The 16266-nt window shown below is 35.9% G+C and carries 14 protein-coding genes (1 of these 14 cut by a window edge); 6 read left to right on the top strand and 8 right to left on the bottom strand.

All coding sequences use genetic code 11. The annotated features are described in order from the left end of the window. Positions 1-72: 72 nt before the first annotated feature. The 8 genes from noc to rpmH form a co-directional block, all read right to left on the bottom strand. Positions 73-945 carry a nucleoid occlusion protein gene (gene noc / locus MHH45_RS16515; RefSeq protein ID WP_016112825.1) on the bottom strand — a complete coding sequence of 291 codons (873 nt, stop codon included), beginning with the start codon at positions 943-945 and terminating at the stop codon, positions 73-75. A 105-nt stretch (positions 946-1050) separates the two neighbouring features. Further along, complete coding sequence (gene rsmG, locus MHH45_RS16510) at positions 1051-1770, bottom strand: 16S rRNA (guanine(527)-N(7))-methyltransferase RsmG (RefSeq protein WP_003202571.1); 720 nt, start codon at positions 1768-1770, stop codon at positions 1051-1053. A gap of 21 nt (positions 1771-1791) precedes the next feature. After that, positions 1792-3681, bottom strand: coding sequence for a tRNA uridine-5-carboxymethylaminomethyl(34) synthesis enzyme MnmG (gene mnmG / locus MHH45_RS16505; RefSeq protein WP_016112826.1), 1890 nt, complete (start codon positions 3679-3681; stop codon positions 1792-1794). Between the two features lie 45 nt (positions 3682-3726). After that, complete coding sequence (gene mnmE, locus MHH45_RS16500; protein ID WP_088094028.1) at positions 3727-5103, bottom strand: tRNA uridine-5-carboxymethylaminomethyl(34) synthesis GTPase MnmE; 1377 nt, start codon at positions 5101-5103, stop codon at positions 3727-3729. A 238-nt stretch (positions 5104-5341) separates the two neighbouring features. Continuing rightward, positions 5342-5959: an RNA-binding cell elongation regulator Jag/EloR gene (jag, locus tag MHH45_RS16495; RefSeq protein ID WP_016112828.1), complete on the bottom strand. Its 618-nt coding sequence runs from the start codon at positions 5957-5959 to the stop codon at positions 5342-5344. After that, complete coding sequence (gene spoIIIJ / locus MHH45_RS16490) at positions 5956-6723, bottom strand: YidC family membrane integrase SpoIIIJ (RefSeq protein WP_016112829.1); 768 nt, start codon at positions 6721-6723, stop codon at positions 5956-5958. Before spoIIIJ ends, jag begins: the two co-directional genes overlap by 4 nt. Before the next feature lie 58 nt (positions 6724-6781). Further along, entirely contained in the window at positions 6782-7129 is a 348-nt protein-coding gene (gene rnpA / locus MHH45_RS16485) for a ribonuclease P protein component (RefSeq protein ID WP_016112830.1), read from the bottom strand. 76 nt (positions 7130-7205) lie between these two features. Beyond that, complete coding sequence (gene rpmH / locus MHH45_RS16480; protein ID WP_000831901.1) at positions 7206-7340, bottom strand: 50S ribosomal protein L34; 135 nt, start codon at positions 7338-7340, stop codon at positions 7206-7208. A gap of 564 nt (positions 7341-7904) precedes the next feature. On the opposite strand from rpmH, the gene dnaA reads away from it, so the two are divergent. The 6 genes from dnaA to gyrA all read left to right on the top strand — a co-directional run. After that, positions 7905-9245 carry a chromosomal replication initiator protein DnaA gene (dnaA, locus tag MHH45_RS16475; protein ID WP_016112831.1) on the top strand — a complete coding sequence of 447 codons (1341 nt, stop codon included), beginning with the start codon at positions 7905-7907 and terminating at the stop codon, positions 9243-9245. A gap of 178 nt (positions 9246-9423) precedes the next feature. Further along, entirely contained in the window at positions 9424-10569 is a 1146-nt protein-coding gene (gene dnaN, locus MHH45_RS16470; protein ID WP_016112832.1) for a DNA polymerase III subunit beta, read from the top strand. A gap of 127 nt (positions 10570-10696) precedes the next feature. After that, complete coding sequence (gene yaaA, locus MHH45_RS16465; RefSeq protein ID WP_003194149.1) at positions 10697-10909, top strand: S4 domain-containing protein YaaA; 213 nt, start codon at positions 10697-10699, stop codon at positions 10907-10909. 12 nt (positions 10910-10921) lie between these two features. Next, complete coding sequence (gene recF / locus MHH45_RS16460; protein ID WP_088094029.1) at positions 10922-12049, top strand: DNA replication/repair protein RecF; 1128 nt, start codon at positions 10922-10924, stop codon at positions 12047-12049. A 38-nt stretch (positions 12050-12087) separates the two neighbouring features. Continuing rightward, positions 12088-14010 (top strand): DNA topoisomerase (ATP-hydrolyzing) subunit B, encoded by a 1923-nt coding sequence (gene gyrB, locus MHH45_RS16455; RefSeq protein WP_088094030.1) that lies wholly within the window; start codon positions 12088-12090, stop codon positions 14008-14010. Between the two features lie 88 nt (positions 14011-14098). After that, positions 14099-16266 carry the 5' portion of a DNA gyrase subunit A gene (gene gyrA / locus MHH45_RS16450; protein WP_016112835.1) on the top strand. Its footprint extends 301 nt past the window's final position, so only the first 2168 of its 2469 coding nucleotides appear in the window; the start codon lies at positions 14099-14101; the stop codon falls past the right edge of the window.

Raw genomic sequence — 16266 nt, 5'->3', positions numbered from 1 at the left:
CCTTCTTCATTTAGGAAGAAAAATATAAGAAAAGAGATCTCTCCAAAGGATGAGATCTCTATCAAATATGAATTATTTTTTTTTAGGAATCTTAATTGTGATCTGATAGTACTCATCAAATTCTTCTTCTTCAGAATTTACTTTCAGTCCACTATTTGTAACCATTTGTAGCGATTGTCTAATTGTATTCATTGCAATTCGCATATCACGACTTACCGCTTTCTGTTTTGCCTTACGCTTTGGTTTCACTTCTTCCAATAGCTTAGCAATACGTTCCTCAGCCTGTTTTACATTCAATTGTTTTTCTACAATTTCTTGTAAAACTTTCAACTGTAATTCTTCATTTTTTAAAGGAATAAGGGCACGGGCATGACGTTCTGTAATATTCTTTTCTAGCAATGCTCGTTTAATTTCTTCAGGCAACTTTAATAATCGCAACTTATTTGCGATTGTTGATTGTCCTTTTCCGAGCCTCTGCGCTAATGCCTCTTGTGTTAAATTATGTAACTCAATTAGCTTTTGATAAGCAACAGCCTCTTCAATTGCTGTTAATTCCTCACGTTGCAAGTTCTCAATGAGAGCAACAGAAGCTGTTTCCGTATCATTTAAGTTTTTGATAATCGCCGGAACTTTTTCCCATCCTAATTTCGTTGCAGCACGAAAACGTCTTTCCCCGGCAATAATTTCATACTTATCTTCTTCATATTTCCTGATAACAATTGGTTGAATGAGTCCATGTGTACGAATGGTCAACGCAAGTTCATCAATACGTGCGTCATCAAAAACTGTACGTGGTTGATAGCGATTGGGAATGATATTTGCTATCGGAATTTCTTGTATTTCTTCATGTACCTTTTTATCTATTTCTTCATGGCTTTCGTTTTGTAATTCGAATTCGCTCTCTTTATCTCCAAAGCCAAATAAACGAGAAAACGTATTTTTCATACATATTCCACCACCTTTGGGCCTATTGAATGTCCTACACAGAAATGTTTCCTATGAAACATTTACGTTTTCATTTATATAATTTAATCTTACGTCTAATAAGATTTATTTTTCAATAGGTAATTTATTGGGTGTCCCTGGCTTACGCGGATATTTCTTTGGTGTTTTGCGCTTTTTCACGATTGCTAAAATATTACGTTCACTTTCTTCAAATGGTAATTGGAAAGTAGAAATCTCTTTTAGTTCACCGCCAAGTATTTCTAAAGCATACTTACCATTTTCAATCTCTTCATTGGCAGCTGCACCTTTCATAGCGATAAATGTCCCACCTACTTTTACAAGGGGTAAACATAACTCACTCAATACAGAAAGACGTGCTACCGCACGCGCCATCACGATATCAAACGATTCACGTACACCTTCTTTTTTCCCAAATGTTTCAGCACGATCATGACAAAACGCAACATCACTTAGCTCTAATTTTTGGGCTAAATGATTTAAAAAATTGATACGTTTTTGCAATGAATCTACAATCGTTACTTTTAAATGCGGGAAACAAATTTTCAATGGAATACTTGGAAATCCTGCTCCTGCACCGACATCACAAATAGAAAACGGCTTTGAAAAATCATTATAAAAAGCAGCTGTAATCGAGTCGAAAAAGTGTTTTAAATACACTTCTTCTTTCTCTGTAATAGCTGTTAAATTCATTTTCTCATTCCATTCTACTAATGTTTCAAAGTAGATTTCAAATTGCTCTAATTGCCTAGGAGAAAGGTTAATTCCTCTTTCTCCTAGCATAGATTGAAATTGTTCTATGTTCATCTTGCCATATCTCCTTATTATTTATTGGTTCGATACTCGCGCAATTTTTCCTTGTTCAATATACACAAGCAAAATGGAAATATCAGCTGGATTTACTCCGGAAATACGGGATGCTTGCCCCATAGAAAGAGGACGAACATCTTTTAATTTTTGTCTTGCTTCAGAAGCGATTCCAGAAATCGCATCATAATCAATATCAACAGGAATCCTTTTGCTTTCCATTTTCTTCATACGTTCTACTTGTTGTAAGGATTTTTCGATATATCCTTCATACTTAATTTGAATTTCTACCTGCTCTGCAATTTCATCGTGTATTTCCACTTCACTTGGCGCAAGAATACGAATATGTTCATACGTCATTTCCGGACGACGTAGTAAGTCACTTGCACGTATTCCATCCTTTAATTCACTTCCACCAATACTGCGAATTAATTCTTGCACTTCAGGACGTGGTTTAATAATAATGCTTTCTAAACGTAATTTTTCTTGTTCAATCTGTTCCTTTTTCACAGTAAAACGCCCGTAACGCTCTTCTGGAATTAAGCCAATTTCGTGGCCAATTTCTGTTAAACGAAGATCGGCATTATCATGACGCAATAATAGACGGTATTCAGCACGGGATGTTAAAAGACGATATGGTTCGTTTGTCCCTTTTGTCACAAGATCATCAATTAAAACACCAATATAAGCATCTGAACGACCTAAAATAACCTCTTTCTTCCCTAGAGAGCGGCATGCTGCGTTAATTCCGGCCATAATTCCTTGTCCTGCTGCTTCTTCGTAACCAGACGTACCGTTAATTTGACCTGCTGTATATAAATTTTTAATTTTTTTCGTCTCCAGTGTCGGCCACAACTGAGTTGGCACAATTGCATCATATTCGATCGCATAACCTGTACGCATCATCTCAACATTCTCTAAACCAGGAATCGTTTTAAGCATTTCACGCTGGACATCTTCCGGTAAACTTGTTGACAAACCTTGTACATATACTTCCTGTGTATTACGACCTTCCGGCTCTAAGAAAATTTGATGACGCGGTTTATCGTTAAATCGCACCACTTTATCTTCAATTGAAGGACAGTAACGTGGACCTGTTCCTTTAATCATACCAGAATACATAGCTGAACGATGCAAGTTTCGATCAATTAAACGATGTGTCTCTTCACTTGTATATGTTAACCAACATGGAATTTGATCCATAATAAATTTTGTAGTTTCAAAAGAAAATGCACGTGGTTTTTCATCACCCGGTTGAATTTCCGTTTTACTATAATCAATTGTATTGCTATTCACACGAGGAGGCGTACCTGTTTTAAATCTGACAAGATCAAAGCCAAGTTCCTCTAGATGCTCAGATAATGTGATAGATGGTTGCTGATTATTCGGACCACTTGAGTATTTTAAATCGCCCATGATAATCTCACCACGTAGGAATGTACCCGTTGTAATTACAACTGTTTTCGCTGTATATTCAGCACCTGATTGTGTAATTACACCTTTACATACATCATCCTCAACAATTAGACGCTCTACCATTCCTTGACATAATGTTAAATTTGGCGTTTCTTCAATTGTTTTCTTTAATTCGTGTTGATATGAAAATTTATCCGCTTGTGCACGAAGAGCACGTACAGCTGGACCTTTTCCCGTATTTAACATACGCATTTGGATGTGAGTTTTATCAATGTTTCGTCCCATCTCACCGCCTAATGCATCAATCTCACGTACAACAATCCCTTTCGCTGGTCCACCAACAGAAGGGTTACATGGCATAAAAGCAACCATATCTAAATTAATTGTTAACATTAATGTTTTTGAGCCCATTCGTGCTGCTGCAAGTCCAGCTTCACATCCTGCATGACCTGCACCGATTACTATGACATCGTAAGAACCGGCATTGTATCCCATTATTATTCCTCCTAAAATTATCTATCCTTCTAAAACAACTATATGTTATTTTCCTAAACAAAATTGAGAAAATAATTGGTCGATTAAGCTTTCATGAACAGTATCACCAGTAATTTCACCAAGGATTTCCCACGTTCTTGTTAGATCGATTTGAACCATATCAATTGGCACACCGTTCTCTATTGCCTCAATAGCATCTCCAATTGTCTTTTCCGCTTGTGTTAATAAACCGATATGTCTCGCATTAGAAACATACGTCATATCTGCTGACTCAATTGTTCCTTCAAAGAATAGATCTGCTATCGCTTTTTCTAGCTCATCTACACCTTTTTCTTCAATTAGCGACGTTGTGATCATACGATTTTTACCTGCTAATTCTGTAACACGTTTCATATCAATTTGCTTTGGTAAATCTGTTTTATTTACAATGACAATAAAGTCTTTTCCTTGCACTGCACGGAATAAGCCTTCATCTTCATTTGTTAATGCTTCACTATAGTTTACTACAATTAGAACTAAATCAGCCTGTCCCATCATTTCTTTTGATCGTTCTACACCGATTCGTTCAACAATATCTTCAGTTTCACGGATTCCCGCCGTATCAATAAGTTTAAGTGGCACACCACGCACATTGACATACTCTTCAATTACATCGCGTGTTGTTCCTGCTATATCTGTCACAATCGCCTTTTTCTCTTGCACGAGACTATTTAATAACGAGGATTTCCCAACGTTCGGTCTTCCGATAATTGCCGTTGCAATTCCTTCTCGTAAAATTTTCCCTTGCTTAGATGTCTCCAATATTTTTTTAATTTCACCGCGAACATGTGTGGCTTTTTCAATTAAAATATTGTGCGTCATTTCTTCGACATCATCGTATTCTGGATAATCTATATTTACTTCTACATGAGCTAATGTTTCTAAAATTTCCTGACGAAGGCGACCGATTAATTTAGATAATCGCCCTTCCATTTGATTCATTGCTACGTTCATCGCTCGATCTGTTTTCGCACGAATCAAATCCATTACAGCTTCTGCTTGCGATAAGTCAATACGCCCATTTAAAAATGCACGCTTTGTAAATTCACCCGGTTCTGCCAAACGCACTCCTTGAGCCAAAATAAGTTGTAATACTTTATTTACAGAAACAAGACCACCGTGACAATTGATTTCTACAATATTTTCACGCGTAAATGTCCTTGGCGCTCGCATAATTGATACCATTACCTCTTCGATAACTTGATCTGTATCTAAATCAACAATATGACCGTAGTGAATCGTATGAGAAGAAACTGCCGTTAAATCTTTCCCTTTAAAAATGCGATTGACCTTTTCAATCGCATCCTCTCCACTTACTCGAACAATGGCAATTGCCCCTTCCCCAAGTGCCGTGGAAATTGCAGCAATTGTATCAAAATCCATGTCCTTTCACCTCACTTGCTTATTTCTCTCTATTTCAACATGATTTTTTCCTTCACTAAACTATTAGGATACCATAACGAACCTATCTACAAAAGAATAATAACTCATTTTATTATGTCCTCATGTAAAAAACACTAAACTTATTCACAGTGGATAAGTTTAGTGTTTTTTAGTTATCCACAATCTATTTTTCATAAATTAACAAGAAAAAAAAACCGGTACTCGAATGAGTAACCGGTTATTTGGAAGATATTACAACATGTCGATGTGGTTCTTTCCCTTCGGAAGTTGTAATTACATTTGGATGATTGGACAATGCTTGATGAATAATTTTTCTCTCAAAAGAAGGCATTGGTTCTAACACAACATTTTTTTTAGTTACCGTTACCTGTTTTGCTAATCGATAAGAAAGCGATTCTAACGTATCTTTCCTCTTACTACGATAGTTTTCAGCATCAATTGTGATACCAATATATTGCTTTGTAGTGCGATTCGCAACAAGTTTTGTTAAATATTGTAAAGAATTTAATGTATGTCCTCTTTTTCCGATCAATACCCCTACATCTTTTCCAAAAAGTGTAAACTCAATTTCTCGCCCCTTTACATTTTTCGTAATCATCACATCCACACCCATTTCCTGAACAACACTTTGTAAGTATTGCTCAGCTTCTTGAATGGGATCTTTCTTCATTACAACTTCCACGATAGCTGGACGATTCCCTATAAAACCTAGAAATCCTCTCTTTCCCTCATCAATCACATTCACGTCTACTTGATCCCTTGAAACTTTTAATTGTCTTAAAGCATCTTGTACTGCCAGCTCGACTGTTTGTCCTTTAGCAGTAATTATACTCACTTGCTTGATCCTCTTGCCTTACTAGCCTTAATTTCAGGCCCTTTGATCATATACATTTGAGCGATACCAAAGATGTTACCAACTACCCAATATAGTGATAATGCTGCTGGGAAGTTAATTGCAAAGACTAAAATCATGATTGGCATAAGCCAAATCATCATTGCCATTTGTGGATTTTGTCCAGCAGTACCTGCCATTGCAAGTTTTTGCTGAATAAATGTTGTGATTGCCGCAACAATTGGAAGGATATAGTACGGATCCGCATGTCCTAAATCAAACCATAAGAAGCTATGTTGCTTAATCTCTGCCGTTCTCATAATTGCATGGTAAAATGCGAATAAAATTGGCATTTGAATAAAAATTGGTAAACAACCCGCTAATGGATTTACACCGTGTGTTTTATACAACTGCATCATTTCTTGTTGTAACTTTTGCTGCGTTGCTTGGTCTTTAGAACTATATTTCTCTTTTAACTTCGCCATTTCTGGTTGCAATGCTTGCATTGCCTTCGTACTCTTCGTCTGCTTAATCATTAATGGTAACAATGCAAAACGAATGATAAGAGTTGTGACAACAATCGCTAAACCATAATTACTACCAAATAAGTTTGCAAAATATGTGATTAACTGAGAAAGCGGGTATACGAAATATTCATTCCAGATCCCTGTACTTTTCGGTGTAATCGGCTGATTCGTTTCATTACAGCCAGTAGCAATTGCCATTAAAGCAATAACCATGACTAGTAATCCTATCTTTTTTTTCACAGCCTGCTCCTCCTTGTTTCGGTATGTATATAGTGTAATTCATTTTCCTTTTCCTACGCTACTTGTTTGTTATTTTAATACCAGAGCGCTTAAAGGCATGAATTAAGCTTTTCTTCAATTGTTCGTATGTCATATCTGCACAAGGCTTCCTTGCTATTATAACAAAATCTTTTCCAGAATCTATCTCATCTTTTAATTCTGCAATCGATTGGCGAATCATACGCTTAATTCGATTACGTACTACTGCATTTCCTAACTTTTTGCTAACGGAAAGACCAATGCGAAAGTATGATTGCTCCGCTTTTTCAAGCTGATAGACCACAAACTGACGATTTGCATTTGATTTTCCATTTTGAAAAACAGCCTGAAATTCATCATTTTTCTTTATACGATTTTTTTTCTTCATATCAATTGACACTCCTGTATTTCATCAGTGGAAATTCATTATTACTAGAAAAAAAGACCACTGAACGATCAGTGGTCTACGCAGATAATACTTTTCTTCCTTTACGACGACGAGCTGCTAGCACTTTACGTCCGTTCGCTGTGCTCATACGGCTGCGGAAACCATGTACTTTGCTGCGCTTACGTTTATTTGGTTGGTAAGTTCTTTTCATTATATGACACCTCCCTGAGGAATATCTGTTAAAGACAGTCTTATAAATTATAGTTAATCAACTAGGAAAATGTCAATGGTTCTCCAAATTTTCATCAAATATTCATTTTGAACCTATTCACAATTTATTTCACAGCTGTTTTATTTCTTTGTGGATAATGTATTTTTCATTTTTTTGTATCCACAAATTTTTTTTTCACTTTTACACAGTATATCGTATTGTGGACAAGTTTATTCCACAAGGTATTGATTTTGTGGATAACTTTCTGAAATTCATTGCTATCGCTATCTTTTTTTGATATTATAGTTGTGTTTTCACCTTGGACAAGTTTTCCACAAGTTTAATTTATCCACAAATTGTGCATAACATGTGGACAGTTATAATCACATGTGGGTAAATAGTTGTCCACATTTGTGTTTTTTGTCGAAAACTCTATCTCGTATACAAACGACGTTTTTAGGTTTTAAAATACGTTTCGTATAAATATACATTTTTGTTATTTCAGGGTTGTACAATTGTTGCACAACCTTATTCTTTTACCATCTTTGTAAAGGAGGGACACCTTTGGAAAATATCTCTGATTTATGGAATAGTGCTTTGAAAGAACTAGAAAAAAAGGTCAGTAAACCAAGTTATGAGACATGGTTGAAATCAACCAAAGCACATGCTTTGAAAAAAGATATATTAACGATTACAGCTCCAAATGAATTTGCTCGTGACTGGCTAGAATCTCATTATTCAGAGCTAATTTCAGAAACACTTTATGATTTAACAGGAGCAAAGCTAGAAATTCGCTTTATTATTCCCCAAAGTCAAACTGAAGAGGAGATTGACTATCCTCCTGCTAAAAAGAAAAGAATAAATGATGAGTCTAATCACTTACCACAGAGCATGTTAAATCCAAAATACACGTTTGATACATTTGTTATTGGCTCTGGGAACCGTTTTGCTCATGCAGCTTCATTAGCAGTTGCTGAAGCACCGGCAAAAGCATATAACCCGCTATTTATTTATGGGGGAGTCGGGCTTGGAAAAACACACTTAATGCATGCAATTGGTCATTATGTCATTGAACATAATCCGAATGCTAAGGTTGTTTATCTGTCATCAGAAAAATTTACAAATGAATTTATTAACTCTATTCGTGATAATAAAGCTGTCGATTTTCGTAATAAATACCGTAATGTCGATGTCTTGCTTATAGATGATATTCAATTTCTTGCTGGAAAAGAACAAACACAAGAAGAGTTCTTCCATACATTTAATGCGCTACATGAAGAAAGCAAGCAAATTGTAATCTCAAGCGACCGACCGCCAAAAGAGATCCCGACATTAGAAGATCGCCTTCGCTCCCGTTTTGAGTGGGGACTTATTACAGATATTACACCGCCAGATTTAGAGACGAGAATTGCGATTTTACGAAAAAAAGCGAAAGCAGAAGGCCTTGATATCCCAAATGAAGTCATGCTCTATATCGCAAATCAAATCGACTCGAACATTCGTGAACTAGAAGGTGCACTTATTCGAGTTGTTGCTTATTCATCTTTAATTAATAAAGATATTAATGCGGATTTAGCTGCCGAAGCACTTAAAGATATTATTCCAAATTCTAAACCAAAGATTATTTCTATTTATGATATTCAAAAAGCCGTTGGAGATGTTTTTCAAGTTAAACTAGAAGACTTTAAAGCAAAAAAACGCACAAAATCAGTCGCATTCCCTCGCCAAATTGCAATGTATCTATCACGTGAGTTAACAGATTCATCTTTACCTAAAATTGGTGAAGAATTTGGTGGACGTGATCACACAACAGTCATCCATGCGCACGAAAAAATTTCAAAACTATTAAAAACTGATACACAACTACAAAAACAAGTTGAGGAAATCAATGATATTTTAAAGTAGTAGCTGAATAGTGTGAATAACTTCCCTTGTTTTACACACAGTCTATCCACATGTAGATAGACTGTTTTTCCGTCTCTAAATGGAGTTATCCACATATCCACAAGCCCTATTACTATTACTACTATTTTTTTATATTTATTAAATAAATAAAATCTTATACTTGCCGGAGGTTTTCGCTATGCGTTTTACAATTCAAAAAGACTATCTTGTAAGAAGTGTACAAGATGTAATGAAGGCAGTTTCCTCTCGTACAACTATTCCCATACTTACAGGAATTAAAGTTGTAGCAACTGAAGAAGGTGTTACATTAACAGGAAGCGATGCTGATATTTCGATTGAATCTTTTATTCCAGTTGAAGAAAATGGAAAAGAAATTGTTGAAATTGCACAATCGGGGAGCATTGTTTTACAAGCAAAATATTTTAGTGAGATCGTAAAAAAATTACCAAAAGAAACAGTAGAAATCTCTGTGGAAAATCATTTTATGACAAAAATAAAATCTGGAAAGTCAGAGTTTAATCTAAATGGTTTAGATGCCGCTGAATACCCATTATTACCGCAAATTGAAGAACATCATGTATTTAAAATCCCGACAGATTTACTAAAACATATGATTCGTCAAACTGTATTTGCGGTTTCAAGTTCTGAAACTCGTCCGATCTTGACAGGTGTAAACTGGAAAGTATATAACAGCAAATTGACTTGTATTGCAACAGATAGTCACAGGTTAGCACTTCGTAAAGCAAAGATTGAAGGTCATACAATTTCTGATGAATTTCAAGCGAATGTTGTTATCCCTGGTAAAAGTTTAAATGAATTGAGCAAAATTCTAGATGAGTCTGAAGAAATGGTGGATATTGTCATTACGGAGTATCAAGTATTATTCCGAACTAAACATTTATTATTCTTCTCAAGGTTGTTAGAAGGGAATTACCCGGATACAACACGTTTAATTCCGGCAGAAAGTAAAACCGACATATTTGTAAATACAAAAGAGTTTTTACAAGCAATTGATCGTGCTTCTTTACTAGCAAGGGATGGTCGCAATAATGTTGTAAAATTATCGACATTAGAACAACAAATGCTAGAACTTTCTTCAAATTCACCAGAAATCGGAAAAGTAGTAGAGGAAGTTCAATGTGAAAAAATAGAAGGGGAAGAATTAAAAATCTCCTTTAGTGCAAAATATATGATGGATGCATTAAAAGCGTTAGACAGTACAGAAATTAAAATTAGTTTTACTGGAGCGATGAGACCATTCTTAATTCGTACAGTAAATGATGATTCTATCATCCAATTAATTTTACCAGTTCGTACTTACTAAGCGAGAGTGAGGGTTACTAGTTTGAATATGCTAGTGGCCCTTATTTGATTTTCGGGGTATTACTTTCCTAATGCAGGTTTATTTAGTACAATGAAAGAATGAACACTTTCAGAAAGTGAGCGATTTTATGAAACGTATTAAGATTTCAACTGAGTACATTACACTGGGACAATTTTTAAAGTTAGCTGATGTAATTGATACAGGCGGTGCTGTTAAATGGTTCTTACAAGAGTACGAAGTGTATGTCAATCAAGAGCTTGAAAATAGAAGAGGCCGAAAGTTATATGCAAATGATATTGTTGAAATTCCGGGGAACGGAACATTTCAAGTTCAAGCATAAAGGGGGAGCCCTTTGTATATTAAAGAATTACAATTAAAAAATTATCGCAATTATGAATATCTGGATCTCTCCTTTGAGGATAAAGTGAATGTAATTATTGGTGAAAATGCTCAAGGGAAAACGAATTTGATGGAAGCTATTTATGTATTAGCGATTGCCAAGTCTCATCGAACTTCGAACGATCGTGAACTTATCCGGTGGGATGAGGATTATGGTAAAATAAAAGGTAGATTACAAAAGCGAAACAGTTCCTTGTCTTTAGAATTAAATATTTCTAAAAAAGGGAAGAAGGCAAAATTAAATCAACTAGAACAACAAAGGTTAAGCCAATATATTGGTGAAATGAATGTTGTTATGTTTGCCCCAGAAGATTTAAATCTTGTAAAAGGAAGCCCTCAAGTACGAAGACGCTTTTTAGATATGGAACTTGGACAAATAGCTCCTGTCTATTTGTATGAGTTAAGTCAATATCAAAAAGTGCTCACGCAGCGAAATCACTTGCTAAAAAAAATGCAAGGGAATAGTAAAAATGAGGAAACGATGTTGGATGTATTTACACTGCAACTCATTGAACATGGTGCGAAAATTTTGCAAAAACGTTTTGAGTTTCTGCATTTATTACAAGAATGGGCTGCTCCAATCCATCGCGGCATTAGTAGAGGATTAGAGGAACTAGAAATAGTCTATAGACCGAGCGTAGATGTATCAGAATCAATGGATTTGTCGAAAATAAAAGAAGTATACTATGAAAGTTTTCAATCTGTGAAACAACGTGAAATTTTTCGTGGTACAACTTTAATTGGTCCTCATCGTGACGATTTACAATTCTTCGTTAATGATAAAAATGTTCAGGTCTTTGGTTCACAAGGGCAACAACGAACAACCGCACTTTCCCTAAAGTTAGCTGAAATTGAATTGATTTATTCAGAGGTTAGAGAATATCCAATCCTCTTATTAGATGATGTATTATCAGAGTTAGATGATTATCGTCAATCACATCTTTTAAATACAATTCAAGGAAAAGTGCAAACATTTGTGACAACGACGAGTGTCGACGGAATTGAACACGAAACGTTAAAGCAAGCGAAAACAATTCATGTAACGAACGGCACGGTAGATTGTGAAATAGACAGAACATAATTTCTGTTTAAATGGAAAAGTAGGTGATCTTTGTGTCAATGGAACAAAAGCAAATGCAGGAAAATTCATATGATGAAAGTCAAATACAGGTACTTGAGGGACTGGAAGCAGTTCGAAAACGACCAGGTATGTATATTGGATCTACAAGTGGGAAGGGTCTTCATCACCTTGTATGGGAAATTGTAGATAATAGTATTGATGAAGCGTTAGCAGGATACTGTGATGAAATTAATGTTAGCATCGAAGAAGATAATAGTATTCGTGTGACGGATGATGGTCGTGGTATTCCAGTTGGTATACAAGAAAAAATGGGACGTCCTGCTGTAGAGGTTATTATGACTGTACTCCACGCAGGTGGTAAATTTGGCGGTGGCGGTTATAAAGTTTCCGGTGGTTTACATGGTGTGGGTGCATCTGTTGTAAATGCTCTATCAACAGAGTTAGAAGTATTTGTACATCGTGAAGGTAAAATTCATTATCAAAAGTATGAACGAGGTATCCCAGCCGCAGATTTAAAGGTAATTGGTGAAACAGATCATACAGGAACAATAACTCGTTTTAAGCCAGATCCAGAAATTTTTAAAGAAACTACGGAATACGATTTTGATACATTAGCAACACGTATGCGTGAACTAGCATTTTTAAATCGTAATATTAAATTAATAATTGAAGATAAACGCGAAAATAAGCAGAAGAAAGAGTTCCATTATGAAGGTGGAATTAAATCTTATGTTGAGCATTTAAACCGCTCGAAGCAACCGATTCATGAAGAACCTGTATATGTAGAGGGTTCGAAAGATGGAATTCAAGTTGAAGTTTCTCTTCAATATAACGAAGGTTATACAAACAATATTTATTCATTTACGAATAATATTCATACGTATGAAGGCGGTACACATGAGGTTGGTTTCAAGACGGCCCTAACGCGTGTAATAAATGATTATGGACGAAAAAATAACATCTTAAAAGATGCTGATAGTAACCTAACAGGTGAAGATGTACGTGAAGGACTAACAGCGATTGTTTCCATCAAACATCCGAATCCACAGTTTGAGGGACAAACGAAAACAAAACTTGGAAATAGTGAAGCGAGAACGATTACAGAGTCTGTTTTCTCAGAAGCGTTCGAAAAGTTTTTACTTGAGAATCCAAATGTTGCTCGTAAGATTGTGGATAAAGGAACAATGGCGGCACGTGCACGTGTAGCAGCGAAGAAGGCACGTGAATTAACGCGTCGAAAGAGTGCGCTGGAAGTATCTAGTTTGCCAGGGAAGCTTGCAGACTGTTCTTCTAAAGATCCTTCGATTAGTGAAATTTACATCGTAGAGGGAGATTCTGCAGGAGGTTCTGCAAAACAAGGACGCGATCGCCACTTTCAAGCGATTTTACCACTTAAGGGTAAAATTATTAACGTTGAAAAGGCACGCTTAGATAAGATTTTATCTAATGATGAAGTACGTACGATTATCACAGCGATTGGTACAAATATCGGTGGGGATTTTGATATTGAAAAAGCCCGCTATCATAAAGTTATTATTATGACCGATGCCGATGTTGATGGTGCGCATATTCGTACTCTATTATTAACGTTCTTCTATCGTTATATGCGTCAAATCATTGAACATGGTTATATATATATTGCACAACCACCATTGTTTAAAGTGCAACAAGGGAAAAAAATTCAATATGCTTATAACGATAAAGAGCTTGAAAAGATATTAGCAGAGTTACCAGCTCAGCCAAAACCTGGTATTCAGCGTTACAAAGGTCTTGGGGAAATGAATCCGACTCAATTATGGGAAACGACAATGGATCCAGAAGTACGTTCATTACTTCAAGTTTCTCTGCAAGATGCAATTGAAGCAGATGAAACGTTTGAAATTTTAATGGGTGATAAAGTAGAGCCACGCCGTAATTTTATCCAAGAAAATGCAAAATACGTGAAAAACCTTGATATTTAAGTAAGTAATGACAGGAATCTAAGCATTCCTGTCTTCTACATATAAATCAATGTATATGTAACGGAAATGTAAGAGGAGGTGCTCGTTGATGTCAGACAATCAACAACAAGCACGAATTCGAGAAATTAATATTAGTCATGAAATGCGTACCTCATTTTTAGATTACGCAATGAGTGTTATCGTATCTCGTGCACTACCAGATGTTCGTGATGGGTTAAAACCTGTGCATCGCAGGGTTTTATACGCAATGAATGATTTAGGGATTACTGCTGATAAAGCATATAAAAAATCAGCGCGTATTGTTGGTGAAGTAATTGGTAAGTATCACCCGCATGGTGATTCAGCCGTTTACGAAACAATGGTACGTATGGCACAAGATTTTAGTCAACGTTATATGCTTGTTGATGGACATGGTAACTTCGGTTCTGTTGATGGGGATTCGGCGGCAGCGATGCGTTATACAGAAGCAAGAATGTCTAAAATCTCCATGGAATTAATACGTGATATTACAAAGAATACAATTGACTATCAAGATAACTATGATGGTTCTGAAAGAGAACCAATTGTATTACCAGCACGCTTTCCTAACTTATTAGTAAACGGTACGACAGGTATCGCGGTTGGTATGGCAACAAATATTCCACCTCATCAACTTGGAGAAGTAATTGATGGCGTGCTAGCATTGAGTCATAATCCTGACATTACTATTGCGGAATTAATGGAATTTATTCCGGGACCAGATTTTCCAACGGCGGGTCTAATCTTAGGGAGAAGTGGAATTCGAAGAGCGTATGAAACAGGTCGCGGTTCTATTATACTTCGTGCTAAAGTTGAAATTGAAGAAAAGGCAAATGGAAAACAAGCAATTATTGTAACAGAGCTGCCTTATCAAGTGAATAAAGCTCGATTAATTGAAAAAATTGCAGAGTTAGTTCGCGATAAAAAAATCGAAGGTATTACAGATTTACGCGATGAGTCAGATCGAAATGGTATGCGTATTGTCATGGAAGTACGCCGTGATGCAAATGCAAACGTACTATTAAATAATTTATATAAACATACGGCGCTTCAAACAAGCTTCGGTATTAATATGTTATCGCTCGTGAATGGGGAGCCACAAGTATTAAACTTAAAACAAACTTTATATTATTATTTAGAGCATCAACAGGTAGTTATTCGTAGGCGTACTGCTTATGAATTAGAGAAAGCGGAAGCTCGGGCTCATATTTTAGAGGGGTTACGAATTGCATTAGATCACCTTGATGAAGTAATTACTTTAATTCGTAGTTCAAAGACTGCTGATATTGCAAAACAAGGATTGATGGAACGTTTCGGTTTAAGTGAAAAACAAGCGCAAGCAATTTTAGATATGCGTCTGCAACGCTTAACAGGACTAGAACGTGAAAAAATTGAACAAGAATATCAAGACCTAATGAAGTTAATTGCTGAATTAAAGGCCATCTTAGCGGATGAAGAAAAGGTTCTTGAAATTATTCGTGAAGAATTAATAGAAGTAAAAGAACGCTTTAATGATAAAAGAAGAACAGAAATTACAATTGGTGGTATGGAATCAATTGAAGACGAGGATTTAATCCCAGAGCAAAATATAGCTATCACACTTACTCATAATGGTTATATCAAAAGGTTACCAGCTTCTACGTACAAAACACAGAACCGTGGGGGACGTGGTGTACAAGGAATGGGTACGAATGATGATGACTTTGTTGAGCATTTATTGACAACGTCTACACATGATCATATTCTATTCTTCACAAACAAAGGTAAAGTATACCGTACAAAAGGATATGAAATTCCAGAGTATAGCCGTACGGCAAAAGGTATACCAATTATTAATTTGTTAGGAGTAGATAAAGGTGAGTGGGTTAACGCTATTATTCCAATCCGTGAATTTGGTGATGATCAATTCTTATTCTTCACAACAAAACAAGGTATTTCTAAGAGAACGCCTCTTTCGTCATTTGCCAATATACGTACGAATGGTTTAATTGCAATTTCCCTTCGTGAAGAGGACGAAGTAATCTCTGTACGCTTAACATCTGGTGATAAGGATATTATTGTTGGAACAAGTAACGGTATGTTAATCCGTTTCAATGAGCAAGATGTTCGTTCAATGGGACGTAATGCGGCAGGTGTAAAAGCTATTACACTAGGTGATGAAGACCAAGTTGTAGGTATGGAAATTGTTGAAGAGGATATGAACGTTTTAATTGTAACCAAAAATGGTTACGGAAAACG

The organism is Bacillus sp. FSL K6-0042, from assembly GCF_038006685.1.
In the GTDB taxonomy this organism is placed as follows: Bacteria; Bacillota; Bacilli; order Bacillales; family Bacillaceae_G; genus Bacillus_A; species Bacillus_A pseudomycoides.
Note: the sequence above shows the minus strand (reverse complement) of the source record. Positions and strands in the feature narration are given on the sequence as shown.

Excerpts from the sequence above, each read along its gene's own strand:
- noc (WP_016112825.1), bottom strand. The coding sequence starts at position 945 with ATGAAAAATACGTTTTCTCGTTTATTTGGCTTTGGAGATAAAGAGAGC.
- rsmG (WP_003202571.1), bottom strand. The coding sequence starts at position 1,770 with ATGAACATAGAACAATTTCAATCTATGCTAGGAGAAAGAGGAATTAAC.
- mnmG (WP_016112826.1), bottom strand. The coding sequence starts at position 3,681 with ATGGGATACAATGCCGGTTCTTACGATGTCATAGTAATCGGTGCAGGT.
- mnmE (WP_088094028.1), bottom strand. The coding sequence starts at position 5,103 with ATGGATTTTGATACAATTGCTGCAATTTCCACGGCACTTGGGGAAGGG.
- rnpA (WP_016112830.1), bottom strand. The coding sequence starts at position 7,129 with ATGAAGAAAAAAAATCGTATAAAGAAAAATGATGAATTTCAGGCTGTT.
- rpmH (WP_000831901.1), bottom strand. The coding sequence starts at position 7,340 with ATGAAAAGAACTTACCAACCAAATAAACGTAAGCGCAGCAAAGTACAT.
- dnaN (WP_016112832.1), top strand. The coding sequence starts at position 9,424 with ATGCGTTTTACAATTCAAAAAGACTATCTTGTAAGAAGTGTACAAGAT.
- yaaA (WP_003194149.1), top strand. The coding sequence starts at position 10,697 with ATGAAACGTATTAAGATTTCAACTGAGTACATTACACTGGGACAATTT.
- gyrB (WP_088094030.1), top strand. The coding sequence starts at position 12,088 with ATGGAACAAAAGCAAATGCAGGAAAATTCATATGATGAAAGTCAAATA.